The sequence below is a fragment of the Kitasatospora sp. NPDC051705 genome (assembly GCF_044453265.1).
Taxonomy (GTDB): domain Bacteria; phylum Actinomycetota; class Actinomycetes; order Streptomycetales; family Streptomycetaceae; genus Kitasatospora.
On record NZ_JBITCO010000033.1, the window covers coordinates 19,810 to 35,787 of the forward strand.

Below are 15,978 nucleotides of genomic sequence, written 5' to 3' on the forward strand. Positions count from 1 at the left end.
CGACCTGGTGATCGCCGACGCGGCCGAGGAGTGGGAGGTCCGGGAGAGCCGGACGCCGTTCCAGGGCAAGGTCACCGGAGTGCGCAGCGAGGAGGTCCGGATGCCCGACGGCAGCTGGGCCCGCCGCGACTACCAGACCCACCCGGGCTCGGTCTCCGTGCTCGCCCTGGACGACAAGGAGCGGGTGCTCGTCCTGCGGCAGTACCGCCACCCCGTCCGCCACCGCCTCTGGGAGCTGCCGGCCGGGCTGCTGGACGTGCCCGGCGAGAACCCGTGGCACGCCGCCCGGCGCGAGCTGTTCGAGGAGGCGCACTGCCGTGCCGAGACCTGGCGCGTCCTGGTGGACTTCTACACCTCCCCGGGCGGCACCGACGAGGCGCTGCGGATGTTCCTCGCCACCGACCTCTCGGCCGCCGAGGGCGAGCGCTACGAGGCGCACGGCGAGGAGCAGGAGATCGAGGTCGCCTGGGTGCCGCTGCCGGAGCTGATCCGGCTGATCCAGGCCGGGCTGCTGCACAACCCGACCCTGATCACCGGCACCCTCGCCCTGCACGCCGCCCTCACCGGGGCGGACGGACTGGACGCGCTGCGCCCGGCGGACTCGCCCTGGCCGGCCCGGCCCTTCGAGGCGTGAGCGAACGGCCCGGCCGCCCGCGGCCGCGCCGCGGTTGATCCACGGGGGTGATTTACCGGTTCGTACGACCGGATGTCACCTCGGCTGAGCCGGACGGTCGAACTACGCTTCGCAGACAGGGCGCCCGTCCCGGGCCGCCCCCGCGGAGCGCCGGATGACGTCGGGAGTGGCACGGGTGGCGAGGAAGACGGCGACGATGGACCCCGGCCCCGACGCGCCCCCCGGGGCCGTCCCCGGCCTGGACCGGCTGCCGGCCGGGCCCGCGCTGTTCGTCGGGCGGCGGGCCGAACTGGCCGCACTGCGGGCGGCCGCGGCCCGCCCGGCCAGCGGCCGCAGCACGGTGCTGGTGCTGGCCGGGCGCCCCGGCTCCGGACGCACCGCGCTGGCGGCCCGCTTCGCCCGCACCGTCGCCGCCGACCACCCCGACGGCGTGCTCTTCGCGCGCCTGTCCGCGGCCGACGGCGGCCGGGTGCCGCCCGCCCGGGCCGCCCGGCTGCTGCTGGAGCAGCTCGACCCCGAGGCCCCGGTGCCGCTGCCCGGGGCCGTCGGGGACGCGCGGGACGAACCGGCCTGCGTGGCGCTGCGCGAGGCGCTGGCCGGCCGCCGGGTACTGGTGGTCCTGGACGACGTCCGCGACGCCGGACAGCTGTGGCCGCTGCTCGCGGACGAACCGGGCTGCCTGGTGCTCGCCACCACCGCCGGACCGCTCACCGGGATCGAGGACATCGACCCGGTGATCCTCGGCGGGCTCGACCGGCAGGCCTCCGGCGAGCTGCTCGCCGACCTGGTCGGCGGTACCAGGATCTCCTGCGACCCGGTCGGCGGGGCCGATCTGGCGGAGGCCTGCGCGGCGCGCCCGGCCGCGCTGCGGCTGATGGCCGGGTGGCTGCGCGGCAACCCGAAGGCGGCGGTCACCGAGGCGGCGGCCGAGCTCACCCGGGTGGTCGGCGAGGAGTCGGAGCGGGGGGCGGCGCCGAAGCGGAAGGGCGGGCGCCAGGGCGGGGCGGCCGGGGGGACGGCCGCGGGGAAGGAGACGGCGGCGGGGAACGCGGCGGTGGCGGGGAACGGGGCGGTGGCGGCCGAGGGGGCCGCGCCGGCTCCCGGAACCGGGGGAATCTCGGGCACCGAGGGTGCTGAGGGCGCCGTGGGTGCCCCGGGGGAGTCCGGGAGGCCGGGGAAGACCGAGCGGTCCGGGCAGCCCCGGATGCCCGGGGACCGCCGCAAGCAGCCCCAGGCCCGGGAGCCGGAGAAGCCCGCGGGCGCCGCCCGGCCGGCGGAGGAGCCCTTGGCCGGTACCACCGCCGGGGACCAGGCGTCCTGGGTCAAGCCCGGGCCGGAGCCGGCCGAGCCGGTGCCCGTTCCCGACAACGACCCGCTGATCGGCGCGTTCACCCTGCTGTACGGCACGCTCCCGGCGGCCCAGGCGCGGATGCTGCGCGCCCTCACCCTCGCCCCGGCGCAGACCGCCGACCCGCGCACCGCCTCGGCCCTGGTCGGCTGCCCGGCGCCGGAGGCGGCCGCGACGCTGGCGGCGCTGGCCGAGCACGAGCTGCTCGGGAAGGAGGCCCCGGCCGCCGACGGCAGCCCGCGCTACCGGGTGCCCGGCCGGCTCTACCCGCGGCTCGTCCGGCTGCGGGAGCGGGAGGACCGGCCGGCCGAGACCGAACTCGCCCGGGCCCGGCTGCTGGAGCGGCTGGTGCGCCTCACCGAGTCGGCGCGCGCCCTGCTGGACCCGGCGGGCGGCCCCGGCCCCGACCAGCTGCCCGCCCCGCTGCGGCTCGGCTCGGCCGGGCACGCCCGGGAGTGGCTGCTCGGGGAGCGGGACCTGCTGCTCGGCGCGGTCGCCGACGCGATCGGCCAGGGCGACCTGGACGGCTCGGCCGGCCGGCTGGTCACGGCCCTGCTGCGGGCGCTGCCGCTGACCGGCGCCGCGGCCCCCGCGGACCTCTACCGGCTGCACGAGCTGGTGCTGACCGTCGCCGAACGGCACGGCAAGCCGCGCCGGGCCTCGGCGGCGCTGCTCAACCTGGGGGACCTCCAGGTGGCGGCGGGCCGCTGGGAGCAGGCCGGTGCGCACTACCGGGCCGCCCTGGAGCACGCCCGGACGGCCGACGACGAGCCGCTGTGCGCGCGGGCCCTGGAGGGCGCGGCCGGCTGCCACCGGGCGCTCGGCGACGCCGTGCGCGCCGCCGACTGGTACGGGCGGGCGCTCGGCCTGCGGCAGTCGCTGGGCGACCACGCCGCGGAGGCGAGGCTGCTCGCCCGGGTGGCCGAGGCGCACACCGCGCAGCGCAGGTTCGACGAGGCGGACCGGGAGTACCGGGCGGCCCTGTCGGTGCTGCGCCGCCTCGGCGACGAACGCGGCCGGGAGGCCGTCGGCGCCGCCCTGGCGGACCTGCGGGAACGCGTCGACGCCGGGTGGTGAGAGGCCTTTCGGGGGTATTGTCGAAGATGCCCGGTTCATACGCTTTTGGCGGGAAGATCGCAGGGGAAGCCTACGAACCTGCCAATGTGTTCGGCAGATTTATTCACTTTGGAAGGCTGACACGCCGACTGGGCTTCATTACACTCGAACTCAGTCGCGCAGCGATCCATGCCCCGGGCTGCCCCGGAGGCTTCCCCACGTGCGCGTCGCCCGCCGGTCTTCTCCGGTAGGGACCCCCATGGCAAGAGGACGTGTTTAGCCGTGAAGGTCGGCATCCCCCGCGAGGTCAAGAACCACGAGTACCGCGTGGCCATCACGCCCGCCGGCGTGCATGAGCTGGTCCGCAACGGACACGAGGTCTACATCGAGGACAACGCCGGTGTCGGCTCCTCGATCCCCAACGAGGAGTACGTGGCCGCCGGCGCCACCATCCTCCCCACCGCCGACGAGGTGTGGGCCACCGCCGACCTGCTGCTGAAGGTCAAGGAGCCCATCGCCTCCGAGTACCACCGGCTGCGGAAGGGCCAGACCCTCTTCACGTACCTGCACCTCGCGGCCGACCGTGCCGGCACCGACGCGCTGGTCGCCTCCGGCACCACCGCCATCGCGTACGAGACCGTGCAGCTCGGCAACGGCGCCCTGCCGCTGCTCGCCCCGATGTCCGAGGTCGCGGGCCGGCTGGCCCCGCAGGTCGGCTCGTACCACCTGATGCGCCCGGCCGGCGGCCGCGGCGTGCTGCCGGGCGGCGTGCCCGGCACCCACCCGGCGAAGGCCGTCGTCATCGGCGGTGGCGTCTCCGGCTGGCACGCGGCCACCATCGCCATCGGCATGGGCTACGACGTGACCCTGCTCGACCGCGACATCAACAAGCTGCGCGAGGCCGACCGCATCTTCGGCACGAAGATCAAGGCCATCGTCTCCAACACCTTCGAGCTGGAGAAGGCCGTCATCGAGGCCGACCTGGTCATCGGCGCGGTGCTGATCCCGGGCGCCAAGGCCCCGAAGCTCGTCACCAACGAGCTGGTCTCCCGCATGAAGCCGGGCTCCGTGCTCGTCGACATCGCCATCGACCAGGGCGGCTGCTTCGAGGACTCGCACCCGACCACGCACGCCGAGCCGACCTTCCAGGTCCACAACTCGGTCTTCTACTGCGTTGCCAACATGCCGGGCGCCGTCCCGAACACCTCCACCTACGCGCTGACCAACGCGACGATGCCCTACGTCGTCGAGCTGGCCAACCGCGGTTGGAAGGAGGCGCTGCGCCGCGACCCGGCGCTCGCCAAGGGCCTGAACGTCCACGAGGGCCAGATCACCTTCCCCGCCGTGGCCGAGGCCTTCGGCCTGGAGTCGGTCTCCCTGGAGAGCGTGCTCGCCTGATCCACCAGACCGCCCGGCGGTCCTTCGCCCCCGACCCTCTCCCCCCGGGCCGGGGGCTTCGCCGTGCCCGTGAACGGGCGGGGGAGCGGGCGGGTCGCTCTGTCGTCAATTTCCGTGGGTCGCGTCACCCGACCGCAGAAACGTTAGGGTCAACGGCCCACTCATCCCTTGACATCGGCCCGCCTGATAGTCGACACATCCTGCCCACTACCGTGGATTGTGTTGCTGCGAACGCCTGGAACGGCCTAGAGTCGCAAACCGTCGGCATGCTGCCACGCTGACGAATCGACATAGAGTCCTGGATGCCCAAGGAGGTAAGACGACTTGTGAATGAGTCGACATTTGCTCCCGGGGGTGGTCAGCCAGGACTGGCGGAGCGCACCGCCGGCCAGCCGAGTGAGGAGCCCGGGGCCCGGCAGGCCACCGTGGGCTCGGCCGAGGTCGGCTCGGTCGCACTCCGTACCTTCGAAGCACGCCAGAACACAGCACAGGTGACCACGGTGACCGAACACGACACCGACTTGGCGGCCTACGGAGTGGGCTACGGCGACTTCGCCTACGGCGCCTACGACGACCCGGACGCCGAGTACGAGCCGGATCCGGAGTACGCCGCCACGCTGGCCCCGGACGCCGCCCGCCAGCGCCGCGAGCGGGTCGGCCCGACCGGCCGCCCGCTGCCGTACTTCCCGATCCCCGCGCCGGTCGCCGAGCACGGCCCCGCCCAGATCATCGCGATGTGCAACCAGAAGGGCGGCGTCGGCAAGACCACGTCGACCATCAACCTGGGTGCCGCGCTCGCCGAGTACGGCCGCCGGGTGCTGCTCGTCGACTTCGACCCGCAGGGCGCGCTCTCCGTCGGACTGGGCGTCAACCCGATGGAGCTCGACGTCACCGTCTACAACCTGCTCATGGAGCGGGGCCTGACGGCCGATGAGGTGCTGCTCAAGACGGCCGTGCCGGGCATGGACCTGCTGCCGTCCAACATCGACCTCTCCGCGGCCGAGGTGCAGCTGGTCAGCGAGGTGGCCCGGGAGTCCGCGCTGGCGCGCGCCCTGAAGCCGCTGCTGCCCGACTACGACTACGTCATCATCGACTGCCAGCCCTCGCTGGGCCTGCTGACGGTCAATGCGCTGACGGCCGCTCACAGCGTCATCGTCCCGCTCGAGTGCGAGTTCTTCGCGCTGCGCGGCGTCGCGCTGCTGACCGAGACCATCGAGAAGGTGTGCGAGCGGCTCAACCCCGAGCTGCGCCTGGACGGCATCCTCGCCACCATGTACGACTCGCGCACCGTGCACAGCCGTGAGGTGCTGGCGCGCGTCGTCGAGGCGTTCGGCGAGCACGTCTTCCACACCGTCATCGGGCGGACCGTGCGCTTCCCCGAGACCACCGTCGCCGGCGAGCCGATCACGACGTACGCGACCAACTCGGTCGGCGCCGCCGCCTACCGCCAGCTCGCCAGGGAGGTGCTCGACCGGTGCCGCCCCGCCGAGTGAGTCTCCCGGGTGCCGACGAGCTGTTCCGGACCACCGGCGGGATGGCGCTGTCGCCGTCCCTCGCGCCGCGTCCGGCCGCCGAGGCATCCAGACCGGAGACCGCGCGGAACGCCGGTGGCACGGACGGGCAGGACGGTGCCGAGGGCACCCAGGACGCCAACGGCACGCAGGACGCCCAGCGCGCCGGCGGGGCCGGGCGCAGGCCGTCCCAGGACCAGCAGCCGGCCTCCGTGCCGGCACCCGCGCAGCCGCCCGTCCAGCGGTCCGCCGCACCGGCGGGCTCCCCGGGGGCCGCGCAGGCCGCCGCCGGCGGCCGCGCAGCAGCCCCCGCGCCGGGCGGCCGCCAGCACGCCGGCACCGCCGAGGAGGCGCCGGGCACCGCCGGGCGCGCCCGGCCGCGCGGCCGCGCGCCGCGCCGCCCCAGCGGGCGCGAGCGGCACGACGAGAAGATCACCGTGTACGTGTCCGCCGAGGAGCTCATGGACCTGGAGCACACCCGGCTGGTGCTGCGCGGCGAGCACGGCCTGGCCGTGGACCGCGGGCGGATCGTCCGGGAGGCCATCGCGGTCGTCCTGGCGGACCTGGAGCAGCGCGGCGAGGCCTCCATCCTGGTGCGGCGGCTGCGCGGGCGGTAGCCGCCCCTGAGGGCCCTCGGGGCCCCGCCCCGGCCTCCCCGGGCCGGTCCGCCCGCCCTCCGGCCCCTGAAGGCCCGCTGCCGGGCGTTCCGGCGGTTCGGTGGTGCGGCCCGCGGTCCGCGGTGCTCGGGGCGCGCAGTCGGCGGTGCGGCCGCCGTCCGCTCCGCTCCGTTCCGCTCCGTTCCGCTCTGCTCGTTGTCCGGTGGGTGCTGTCCGCCGGGTCGGCCGCCCGCCGCGTTCGTACGAGCTCGCGCGGGTGGTGCCCCGCGCCCGGTCCGGCGGCGGGCCCGCCGCCGCGGCGTGTCGGCGCCCCCGGGGCCGGCCGGGCGGGCGGCGCGGGTGAAGATGGACCGCCATGCCGAGCACCGCCGAACCACCCGCCACCCCCGTGGACGCGCCTGCGGGCGTGCCCCCGGAGCCGTCCCCGGACGTGCCTCCGAGGAGGTCGGGGAACGCCTCCGAGGAGGCCCCGCGGGGCGGCTTCCGGGTGCGGCTGGACAACTTCGAGGGCCCCTTCGACCTGCTGCTCAGCCTCATCGCCAAGCACCGGCTCGACGTGACCGAGGTGGCGCTGGCCACCGTCACGGACGACTTCATGGCGCACATCCGGGCGATGGGCCCGGACTGGGACCTGGACGCGGCGACCGAGTTCCTGGTCGTCGCCGCCACCCTGCTCGACCTCAAGGCCGCCCGGCTGCTGCCCGCCGCCGAGGTCGAGGACGAGGAGGACCTCGCCCTGCTCGAGGCCCGCGACCTGCTGTTCGCCCGGCTGCTGCAGTACCGGGCGTACAAGCGGGCGGCGGCCCTGTTCGGCGAGCGCTGGGCCGCCGAGCTGGCGCGGCGCCCGCGCACCGTCGGGCTGGAGCCCCGGCACGCCGAGCTGCTGCCCGAGGTGGTCCTCGGCATCGGGCCGGAGCGGCTCGCGCAGCTGGCGGCCAAGGCCATGGAGCCCAGGCCGGAGCCGGTGGTGTACGTCGACCACATCCACACCCCGCCGGTCAGCGTGCGGGAGCAGGCCGGGCTGGTGGTGGCGCTGCTCACCGAGCTCGGCGAGGCGTCCTTCCAGCGGCTCGTCGCGGACGCGCCGGACACCCTGGTGGTGGTCGCCCGGTTCCTGGCGCTGCTGGAGCTGTACCGGGAACGGGTGCTGGCCTTCGAGCAGCCGGAGGCGCTGGGCGAGCTGCTGGTGCGCTGGGTGGCCGGGGCGGACCGGGGTGAGGTGGCGGTGACGGACGAGTTCGACCGGCCGGCGGGCGAGGCCGCGGCGGCGGAACGGGCCGCGGCCGCGGGCCGGGGCGAGGAGGACGGGCGCTGATGGGTTCGGGTACGGGCACGGGCACGGGTACGGGCGGGAACGAGGGCGGCCGGCGGCCGGCGCGGCGCCCGCTCGGGCTGCCGGGGCGGCCGCGGGCGCAGGAGTGGCTGGAGCCGGCCTTCGAGCTGCTGCCGGAGCCGGTGGCGGCTCCTGAGCCGGAGCCGGGGCCGGTGGCGGAGTCGGGCGCGGTGGTGCCGGACGGCGGGGTGCGGGTGGTGCCCCGGGCCGGTGGCCAGGCCGGGCAGCAGGTCGTGCACCAGAAGTCGGCTCCGTCGACTTCCGGTGCGTCGGCGGCGGACCGGAGCGCCGGGCCGACCGTGGCGCAGGCCCCGGCCGCCGCGGACGAGGGGCTCACCACGGCCGGGCTCAGGGCCGAGCTGGAGGCGATCCTGATGGTCGTCGACGAGCCGGCCACCGAGGACCGGCTGGCCGGGGTGCTGGCGCGCCCCCGGGCGGCGGTGGCCGCGGCGCTGCGCGAGCTGTCCGCCGAGTACACCGCCCAGGGCCGGGGGTTCGACCTGCGGCTGGTCGCCGGCGGGTGGCGGTTCTACAGCCGTGACACCTGCGCCCCGGCCGTCGACCGCTTCCTGCTGGACGGCCAGCAGGCCCGTCTGACGCAGGCCGCGCTGGAGACCCTGGCGGTCGTCGCCTACCGGCAGCCGGTGTCCAGATCCCGGGTTTCCGCCGTCCGTGGTGTGAACTGTGACGGCGTGATGCGTACCCTGGTACAGCGAGGACTGGTGGAAGAGGCCGGATCCGAGCCCGAAACAGGTGCGATCCTGTATCGGACGACGAACTACTTCCTGGAACGGATGGGGCTCCGCGGCCTGGATGAGCTGCCGGAGCTCGCTCCCTTCCTGCCCGAGGTCGACGACGTGGAAGCGGAGTCCCTGGAGGGCACGATGATCGCGGAGGCGGTCGCCGCCGCTGCCGTGCAGGCCGTGGACGGCAGTGGCGAGGCCGGTCGGGCTGCGCCTGATCGGTAGGGGGCGGTGAGGTCGGCCGAAACGACCGCACATCCCAGACGGAACGACGTACGGACACTTTGATGCGTAGCAGTGGCAACGGCAGGAACAGCAGCGGCGGCGGCAGCGGTCGCGGCGGACAGGGCGGGGGCCGGGGCGGCGGCTCCTACGGAGGCGGCAGCGGCGGCGGCCGCGGCGGCTCGGGCTCGGGGTCGGGCTCGCGCGGAGGTTCGTACGGCGGTGGCGGTGGCGGCGGTCGCGGCGGGTCCGCGTCCGGTTCGCGGGGCGGTTCGTACGGCGGCGCTTCGTACGGTGGCGGCTCCGGTTCGCGGGGCGGCTCGTACGGAGGCGGCTCCGGTTCGCGGGGCGGTTCCGGTGCGTCCGGGCGCGACGGGCGCCGCGACGACCGCAGGGACGACCGCAGGGACGACCGCCGCGACGACCGCCGGTACCCGGACCGCCCGCTGCGGCCCGAGGAGCGGCGCTACGACCGCCCCGAGTACGGCGGCGGCCCCAACGCCACCCCCGCCCGCGGCGGCTTCGCCGGCCGGCGTCCCGGCCCGGCCCCGCGCCCGCGCCGCGAGGGCCAGGGCGCCCCGGGCGACCCGCGCCGTCAGCCGCAGCGCTCGCGCGAGCTGCAGGCGAAGATCGAGGACGCCGTCCTCGCCCGCCACGACAAGCCCGCGGTCAAGCTGCCGAAGACCTTCGGCGAGCCCGAGGGCGAGCGTCTGCAGAAGGTGCTGGCCCGGGCCGGCATCGGCAGCCGCCGCGCCTGCGAGGAGCTGATCGAGCAGGGCCGCGTCGAGGTCAACGGCCGGCTCGTCACCGAGCAGGGCAAGCGGGTCGACCCGCAGAACGACGAGATCAAGGTGGACGGCCTGACCGTCGCCACCCAGTCGTACCTCTTCTTCGCGCTCAACAAGCCGGCCGGCGTGGTCTCCACCATGGAGGACCCGGACGGGCGCCAGTGCCTCGGCGACTACGTGACCAACCGGGAGACCCGGCTGTTCCACGTCGGCCGCCTGGACACCGAGACCGAGGGCATCATCCTGCTCACCAACCACGGTGAGCTGGCCCACCGCCTCACCCACCCGCGGTACGGCGTGACCAAGACCTACCTGGCCGCCATCCAGGGGCCGATCCCGCGTGACCTGGGCAAGCAGCTGGCCCAGGGCATCGAGCTGGAGGACGGCTACGCGCGCGCCGACAGCTTCAAGGTGGTCTCCAACGTCGGCAAGAACTACCTGGTCGAGGTGACCCTGCACGAGGGCCGCAAGCACATCGTCCGCCGGATGCTGGCCGAGGCCGGCTTCCCGGTCGAGAAGCTGGTGCGCACCCACTTCGGCCCGATCGCCCTGGGCGACCAGAAGTCGGGCTGGCTGCGCCGCCTGACCAACCCCGAGGTCGGTCAGCTGATGCGCGAGGTCGGTCTGTAGACCGCAGCCGTGCCCGCGGTCTCCACCGCGGTCTCCTCCGAGGGCCTCCCCGCCGAGTGGCGGGGAGGCCCTCGGCCGTTCGTCGGGGGTGGGCTGTGAGCCGGGCCGCACCCCTGGTCACGGCCTTGTCAGCGTCATGATCCGTGGCAGAGGATGGCCACCGGACCACCGCCCGCCCCGTGGCGGGACTGCGCCAGGTCGTGCGCCGGTGGGGGGCGAACGGGGGAGACGGCGTCGTGTCGGATGCACCACTCAGCGCACTGGGACTCGCCGAGCCGGACGGGCAGGTCTACGCGGCGCTGGTGGCCAATCCGCAGTCCACCGCGGAGGAGCTGGCCGAGAGCTGCGGCCTGACGCTCCAGCAGAGCGCGCGGGCCCTGGACCGGCTCGCGCAGCAGGGCATGGCGACCCGGGCCCCGGTGGACCGGCACCGCTTCCTGCCGGTCGCCCCCGACGTCGCGATCGGCACCCTGATAGGCCACCGGGAGTCCGAACTGCGGCACGCCCGGGCCGAGATGCACCGTCTGATGGACGCCTTCCGGGAGGCCTCGCGGTACACCGACCCGGCGCACTCGGTGGAGGTGCTGACCGGCGGCGAGGCGATCGCGCAGCGCCTGGAGCACATCACCGAGACCAGCCAGTACCAGGTCCGCGGCTTCGACCGCCCGCCGTACATCCAGGACCCGGTGGCGCCGATCCCGCTGCAGCGCCGGCGGCTGCGCGAGGGCCTGCGACTGCGGACGATCTACGACCGGGACGCGGTGGCCTGGCCCGGGCGACTGGAGCGGAACATCCTGGCCGGGGTGGCGGACGGCGAGGAGGCGAGGGTCCGGCCGTCCCTGCCGATGAAGATGATCATGTCGGACGACCGGATGGCGATCATCCCGATCAGCGTGGGCGACAGCGTCCTCGACGCCGCGTACGTCATCCACCCCTCCGCGCTGCTCCAGGCGCTGGACACGCTGTTCGAAGCCGAGTGGGAGCGGGCCGTGCAGCTGCAGGCCGCGATCGGCACCGGCGACGCCGGGCTGGAGCCGGAGGCCGACCACCGCAAGCTGCTGGGCCTGCTGGCGGCCGGCCTCACCGACGAGTCGATCGCGCGGTCGCTCGGCTGGAGCGCCCGGACCACCCAGCGGCGGCTGCAGAGCCTGATGCGCTCGCTGGGCGCCACCACCCGCTTCCAGGCCGGGATGGCGGCCCGGGAGCGGGGCTGGCTCTGAGGGCGGGGCCGCTCCGGGTGCTGAGCCGGGTGCGGGTGCGGGTGCAGAGCCGGGGCCTGGTCCGGATGCGGGCCGGCGCCGGGTGCGGGGCCGGGTGTCAGCTCCAGGGGGTGAGGGTGGCCCAGCGGTGGTCCGGGCCGCGCTCGACCTTCAGCAGGCCCTGGACGGCCGAGCGGTTCAGCCGTCCGTAGATGTGCGGGAAGAGCACGTCGGGGGTGGCCCCGGGCGGCGGTGCGCCGTTCGGGGCCTCCCACTTGACCATCGGCTCCACCAGCGACTCCTCGATCAGCAGCACCATCAGCGGGTCGGGAGTGTCGGCGAAGAAGGCGTTGGCCACCGCGAGCGCCGTCTGCTCGTCCGCCGAGCAGTGGATGAACCCGTCGGTGAGCAGCGACGCGGTGGCGTACGGCCGACCGGGGTCGGCCAGCCAGTCGTCCAGGGGTGCGAGGTGGAGGATCATGTTCCTGTTGTACCCGGTTTGGTCCTGAGCGGTCGTCACGAGGGGCCCGGTGTCCGGTGGGGTCTCCGGGCCGGGCCGGCGCCCGGTGCGGCCCGGGCGCCGGCGTCCGGTGCGGTCAGAGCCCGGCGACCCTGCCGGCGGCGGAGACCTCGTACACCAGCGTGACCGTCCGGCGGGCGCCCGGCCCGAGCGGCACGTCCCAGCGGAGGATGCCCTCGGCGTCGAAGGAGTCCGGCGACGGGGAGCACTCCTCCTTGCGCAGCCGGACCTCGACCGCCGCCACCTCGGAGACCGGCACCCGCTCGCGGACCGTGACGACCTGCTCGTCCCGCTCCTCCGGGCCGGAGAACCGGGACAGGTGCAGCCGCACCGTCCGGGTGGTCGTCTGGCGGCCGGTGAGCCCGGCCGTGGCCTGGCGGCTCTCGCTCTCGCGGACCACCCGGTAGCCGTCCGAGCTGCCGAACGCCAGCTCGGCCCCGGCTCCGGCCGCGGTGAAGCGCAGTTCGCCCCGGCCGGTGAAGCCGCTGCCGCGCACCAGCTCCACGGGCCCGGCCAGCAACGGGTGCCCGGCCGCGTTGCGGAACCGGACGACCTGGGTGACCAGCGGGGACAGCTCCGGCGCGCAGGCGTACTCGCTGGTGGCCGGCACGGTGAACGAGCCCAGCGGCACCCGGTGCGCCCGGCCGTCGGAGGGCACGGTGGCCGCGGCGGGTGCGGGCAGCACCCGGACCTCCCCGCCGTCGTCCACGCCCGGCACCCCGGCGGCCGGACCGAGTTCGCTGATCGTCTCCTCGCGCAGTTCGACCTCGACCGTGCGGCGCTCCTCCGCGGTGCGCTCGCGCAGCACCAGGACGTCCTCGGCGACGGCCGGCGGGTCGGTGGCGAGGGCCGACCGGGCGGTGGAGAAGGTGAGCCGGACGCCCGTCCAGTCCTCGCCGGTGCGCTGCCAGACCACCGCCTCCGACTCCAGCCGCAGCTCCCCGCCGTCCAGGGCGGCCCGGTAGGAGGGGCGCCAGAGCGCGCACGGCACCAGGTGGGTGACGGTCAGCGCGCTCGGGCCGGGCTGCGCCGCCTCGACGGTGAGCTCCAGGTGGGCGACCAGCTCGGCCGGCTCCTCCTCGGCCCGGTCGAGGGCGGTCAGCGCCTGCGAGCGCTCCTCCTCCAGGCGGCGCAGCCGGGAGTGGGTGGCGCGCAGCTCCTCGCCGCGGCGCTCGCGCTCGGCGTCCACCCGGTCCAGCTCGCGGGCCCAGCGGGTGCGCTCGATCTCGCCGACCCCGGCGCCCTCGCCGACCTCGCGCAGCAGGTCGGCCGAGAGCTGGGCGAGCAGGGCCAGCCGGGCCTCCAGCCGGGTGCGGGTCTGCTCGGCGAGCCGGCTCTCGCCCTCCAGCTCGTGCAGCCGGTGGCGCAGCCGGGAGTCCTCCGGCCCCGGCGGCAGCGGGGCGCGCGGGGTCCAGGCCCGGACGATCCGGGCGTCCAGCACCCGGGTGCCGGGGGCGGCGCTCTCGGCGCGCAGGGTGCGGTCGACGGCGAGCGCGGTGAGCGGGCCGAGGCGCAGCCGCTGGATCCCGGCGGTCAGCTCGACGGTCGCCGTGCGCTCGACCTGGCCGCGGTCCTCCAGGCAGGTGACGGCGGTGACGGGGAGGGGGACGGTCGCTCCGGGCATCTTCAGTTCCTCCGGTTTCCGCCGACGATGGCCTTTCCGGCCGGGATCTTGATCTGGTAGCCGCCGTCCAGCTCGGCGCGGCCGCCGGGCGGCAGGTCGACCCGCCAGAGCCGGGTGCTGGGCGGGCACTCGGGTGTCGGGACGGCCGGGGCGTGCCAGTCGGCCCGCTCCTCGATCCGGACCTCGGCGTCGGAGGAGACCGGCACCCGTTCGCGGACCTCCACCGTGACGGGGCGGCCGAGCCGGTTCGCCAGCCGGACGTGCACCCGGTGGTCGAGCACGGTGCTGGTGTTCAGCATGCCCGCGGTGGACTCCTGCAGCTCGGTGCGGCGCGCCACCTCGATGCTCTCGGTGACGCCGACGCCGAGGCGCCGATCCCCGCCGGGGGCGAGGGTGGGCAGGGCCGCGGTGAGCAGGAACTCGTCGTCGAGGGTGACCTCGACCGGGCCGGCCAGCACGGCGCGGTCGGTCCGGTTGGCCAGCACCAGCGTGGCGTACACCTTCTCCTCGACCGCGGGGACGGTGACGTACTCGGGGCGGACGGACAGCGGGATCTCGTCGATCGTGACGGTGTGCCAGGTGCCGTCGGAGGGGATGTCGGCGGGGGCCGCGGCGTCGAAGCGGTGGTCGAAGGAGCCGGCCGACTCGCGGGGCGGGACGGCGTGGCGGGGGAGCGTCAGCTGGCGCACCCGGGCGGCGGCCGGGGAGGCGGCGGCCGGGCCCCCGTACCCGAACGGGTCCGTGCCGCCGGCCCCGTCCGCCCCGCCCGGTCGCCCGGCCCCGGGGCGCAGGGTGCCGCGCTGGGCGGCGGGCGCGTCGGGGCCGGCCAGGACGAGGGCGGGGTAATCGAGCAGGGCGGCGTCCGGGGCGAGTGCGGCGGGCGCGGCCTCCGGGGCCTCCAGGGCCTCGGCGAGGCCGCCGCCGCCCGACTTGCGGGCCCGACGGGCCTCGGGTCGCGCACCCGGGGGCGGTCCGCCCGGGGCCACCGGGGCGGGCGGCGGCGCGGACATCTGCGGCACCGGTGCGGCGACGGGCGCGGCGCCGTAACCGGCGAAGGCGGCCGGGGCGACCGGGGCGGTCGGCGGCGGGGGAGCCGGGAACGGCTCGTCGACGTCCAGGGTGCCGCCACGCGGGCTGCGGGCGGACAGGAAGTCGGCCTCCACCAGGTCGGCGGCGGCCGGGTGCGCTGCGGCCGGTCGGCGGCCGGACGGGCGGGGGCCCGGGCGGCCCGCCCCGCCGGCGCCGGACGGGCCCGCGGCGGGGCGCAGGCCGCCGTGGCGCGGGGACGGTCGGCCCTCGGCGGCCGCGTCGTAGCCGGTGAACAGGTCGGTCAGGCCGGCCGGGGGCTCGCGCCAGCCGGACGGCGGCGGCGCGGGCTGGCTGCGGCCGATCCGCAGCGAACCGAGCCGGGGCAGGTCGGTGCGGCGCTGGAGGTCGGCGGTGGAGAGCGCCAGCCGGACGCCGGTCCAGTCCTCGCCGGTCTGCTGGGCGACCGAGGCGCGCAGGACCAGCCGGCCGGTGTCCTCGCCCTGGCGGTAGGAGAGCCGGTAGGCGGGCACCCAGCGGGCGGCGGGGACGCCGTACTCCAGCTCGATCTCGAGCTCGAGCTGGGTGGGGGTGGTGCGGGGGCTGGTGCCAGGGATGGCGTCCGGGGAGATGGCGTCCGTGGTGTTGGCGTCCGTGGTGGTGGCGGAGGCTGCGGTGGTGAGGGTGAGCAGCGCGGTGACGGCGGTCCCGACCGGCCCGGCGGGGCCGGCGGTGGACGCGCGGTCCAGCCGGTCGGAGGCCAACCGGCGCTCGTGGTCGGCGAGTCCGATCTCCCGGGTGAGCTCCTCGGCGCGCTCGTGGAGCGTGGCCAGCCGCTCGTCGACGAAGTCGGCGAGCTCCAGCCAGGCCTCCGCGGGCGTCCGGCGCAGCGGCTCGTCCTCGCGGCGCTGCGGCGGCACCGCGCGCAGGGCGGTGGTCTCGTCGATCGCGGTCAGGACCAGCCGGTGGCGCTCGTTGAGCGCGCCCAGGCGTTCCAGGGCATCGTCCAACTCGCTTCGGAGCCGGGGGAGTTCGTCAGGCTCGTGGAACTCGGCTAGCCACTCCAGCCGGGCCTCGGTGACCGCCGCCCCGGCCGGGCCGCCGATCACCCGGGCGCGCAGCGAGCCGCCGTCCAGGGAGGGCGGGAGGCCGGTCAGCCGCAGTCGGCCGTCGGCCGGCACCGGGACGGTGGCCCGGCGGCGGCACACCGCGCCCTCGGCGTGGACCACGACCGAGTCCAGGACCGACGGATGGGCCGGTACCGCGGGCGGTTCCGGTTGCCCCGCCCCGCCGCTGTGCTGATCGTCCATGCGCAACCCCTTCGTTCGC

12 protein-coding genes are annotated in these 15,978 nt (G+C 76.1%); 9 read left to right on the forward strand and 3 right to left on the reverse strand.

Features of this window, described 5'->3' with window-relative positions; translation table 11 throughout:
- The first annotated feature begins 4 nt into the window (after window positions 1-4).
- The 9 genes from ACIA8Q_RS29695 to ACIA8Q_RS29735 all read left to right on the forward strand — a co-directional run bounded on the left by ACIA8Q_RS29695 (window position 5) and on the right by ACIA8Q_RS29735 (window position 11,500).
- The gene (locus tag ACIA8Q_RS29695; protein WP_396317985.1) at window positions 5-634 is read left to right on the forward strand and encodes an NUDIX domain-containing protein; all 630 of its coding nucleotides are present in this window, start codon (window positions 5-7) and stop codon (window positions 632-634) included.
- A gap of 175 nt (window positions 635-809) precedes the next feature.
- Window positions 810-3,059, forward strand: a complete 2,250-nt coding sequence (locus ACIA8Q_RS29700) for a tetratricopeptide repeat protein (RefSeq protein WP_396317970.1) — start codon at window positions 810-812, stop codon at window positions 3,057-3,059.
- Window positions 3,060-3,320: 261 nt separating this feature from the next.
- Window positions 3,321-4,436: an alanine dehydrogenase gene (ald, locus tag ACIA8Q_RS29705; protein ID WP_360209954.1), complete on the forward strand. Its 1,116-nt coding sequence runs from the start codon at window positions 3,321-3,323 to the stop codon at window positions 4,434-4,436.
- Window positions 4,437-4,861: 425 nt separating this feature from the next.
- Entirely contained in the window at window positions 4,862-5,929 is a 1,068-nt protein-coding gene (locus ACIA8Q_RS29710; RefSeq protein ID WP_387906619.1) for a ParA family protein, read from the forward strand.
- Window positions 5,926-6,564 carry a hypothetical protein gene (locus ACIA8Q_RS29715; protein ID WP_360209950.1) on the forward strand — a complete coding sequence of 213 codons (639 nt, stop codon included), beginning with the start codon at window positions 5,926-5,928 and terminating at the stop codon, window positions 6,562-6,564. The genes ACIA8Q_RS29710 and ACIA8Q_RS29715 overlap by 4 nt, the downstream gene beginning before the upstream one ends.
- A 355-nt stretch (window positions 6,565-6,919) precedes the next feature.
- Window positions 6,920-7,879: a segregation/condensation protein A gene (locus tag ACIA8Q_RS29720; RefSeq protein ID WP_360209948.1), complete on the forward strand. Its 960-nt coding sequence runs from the start codon at window positions 6,920-6,922 to the stop codon at window positions 7,877-7,879.
- Window positions 7,880-8,196: 317 nt separating this feature from the next.
- Entirely contained in the window at window positions 8,197-8,865 is a 669-nt protein-coding gene (gene scpB, locus ACIA8Q_RS29725; protein WP_360209991.1) for an SMC-Scp complex subunit ScpB, read from the forward strand.
- Between the two features lie 62 nt (window positions 8,866-8,927).
- Window positions 8,928-10,280 (forward strand): pseudouridine synthase, encoded by a 1,353-nt coding sequence (locus tag ACIA8Q_RS29730; protein WP_360209946.1) that lies wholly within the window; start codon window positions 8,928-8,930, stop codon window positions 10,278-10,280.
- Window positions 10,281-10,516: 236 nt separating this feature from the next.
- Window positions 10,517-11,500 (forward strand): helix-turn-helix domain-containing protein, encoded by a 984-nt coding sequence (locus tag ACIA8Q_RS29735; protein ID WP_360209944.1) that lies wholly within the window; start codon window positions 10,517-10,519, stop codon window positions 11,498-11,500.
- Between the two features lie 97 nt (window positions 11,501-11,597).
- On the opposite strand, the gene ACIA8Q_RS29740 is transcribed toward ACIA8Q_RS29735, so the two are convergent.
- The 3 genes from ACIA8Q_RS29740 to ACIA8Q_RS29750 form a co-directional block, all read right to left on the reverse strand.
- Entirely contained in the window at window positions 11,598-11,960 is a 363-nt protein-coding gene (locus tag ACIA8Q_RS29740; RefSeq protein ID WP_360209942.1) for a DUF952 domain-containing protein, read from the reverse strand.
- A 115-nt stretch (window positions 11,961-12,075) separates the two neighbouring features.
- Window positions 12,076-13,623: a mucoidy inhibitor MuiA family protein gene (locus tag ACIA8Q_RS29745; protein WP_360209940.1), complete on the reverse strand. Its 1,548-nt coding sequence runs from the start codon at window positions 13,621-13,623 to the stop codon at window positions 12,076-12,078.
- A 2-nt stretch (window positions 13,624-13,625) separates the two neighbouring features.
- Window positions 13,626-15,959: a DUF4139 domain-containing protein gene (locus ACIA8Q_RS29750; protein WP_396317971.1), complete on the reverse strand. Its 2,334-nt coding sequence runs from the start codon at window positions 15,957-15,959 to the stop codon at window positions 13,626-13,628.
- Window positions 15,960-15,978: the final 19 nt, after the last annotated feature.

What these genes read in the sequence shown, in the direction of transcription:
- ACIA8Q_RS29720 (WP_360209948.1), top strand. Translation starts at nt 6,920, where the DNA reads ATGCCGAGCACCGCCGAACCACCCGCCACCCCCGTGGACGCGCCTGCG.
- ACIA8Q_RS29730 (WP_360209946.1), top strand. Translation starts at nt 8,928, where the DNA reads ATGCGTAGCAGTGGCAACGGCAGGAACAGCAGCGGCGGCGGCAGCGGT.
- ACIA8Q_RS29740 (WP_360209942.1), bottom strand. Translation starts at nt 11,960, where the DNA reads ATGATCCTCCACCTCGCACCCCTGGACGACTGGCTGGCCGACCCCGGT.
- ACIA8Q_RS29745 (WP_360209940.1), bottom strand. Translation starts at nt 13,623, where the DNA reads ATGCCCGGAGCGACCGTCCCCCTCCCCGTCACCGCCGTCACCTGCCTG.
- ACIA8Q_RS29750 (WP_396317971.1), bottom strand. Translation starts at nt 15,959, where the DNA reads ATGGACGATCAGCACAGCGGCGGGGCGGGGCAACCGGAACCGCCCGCG.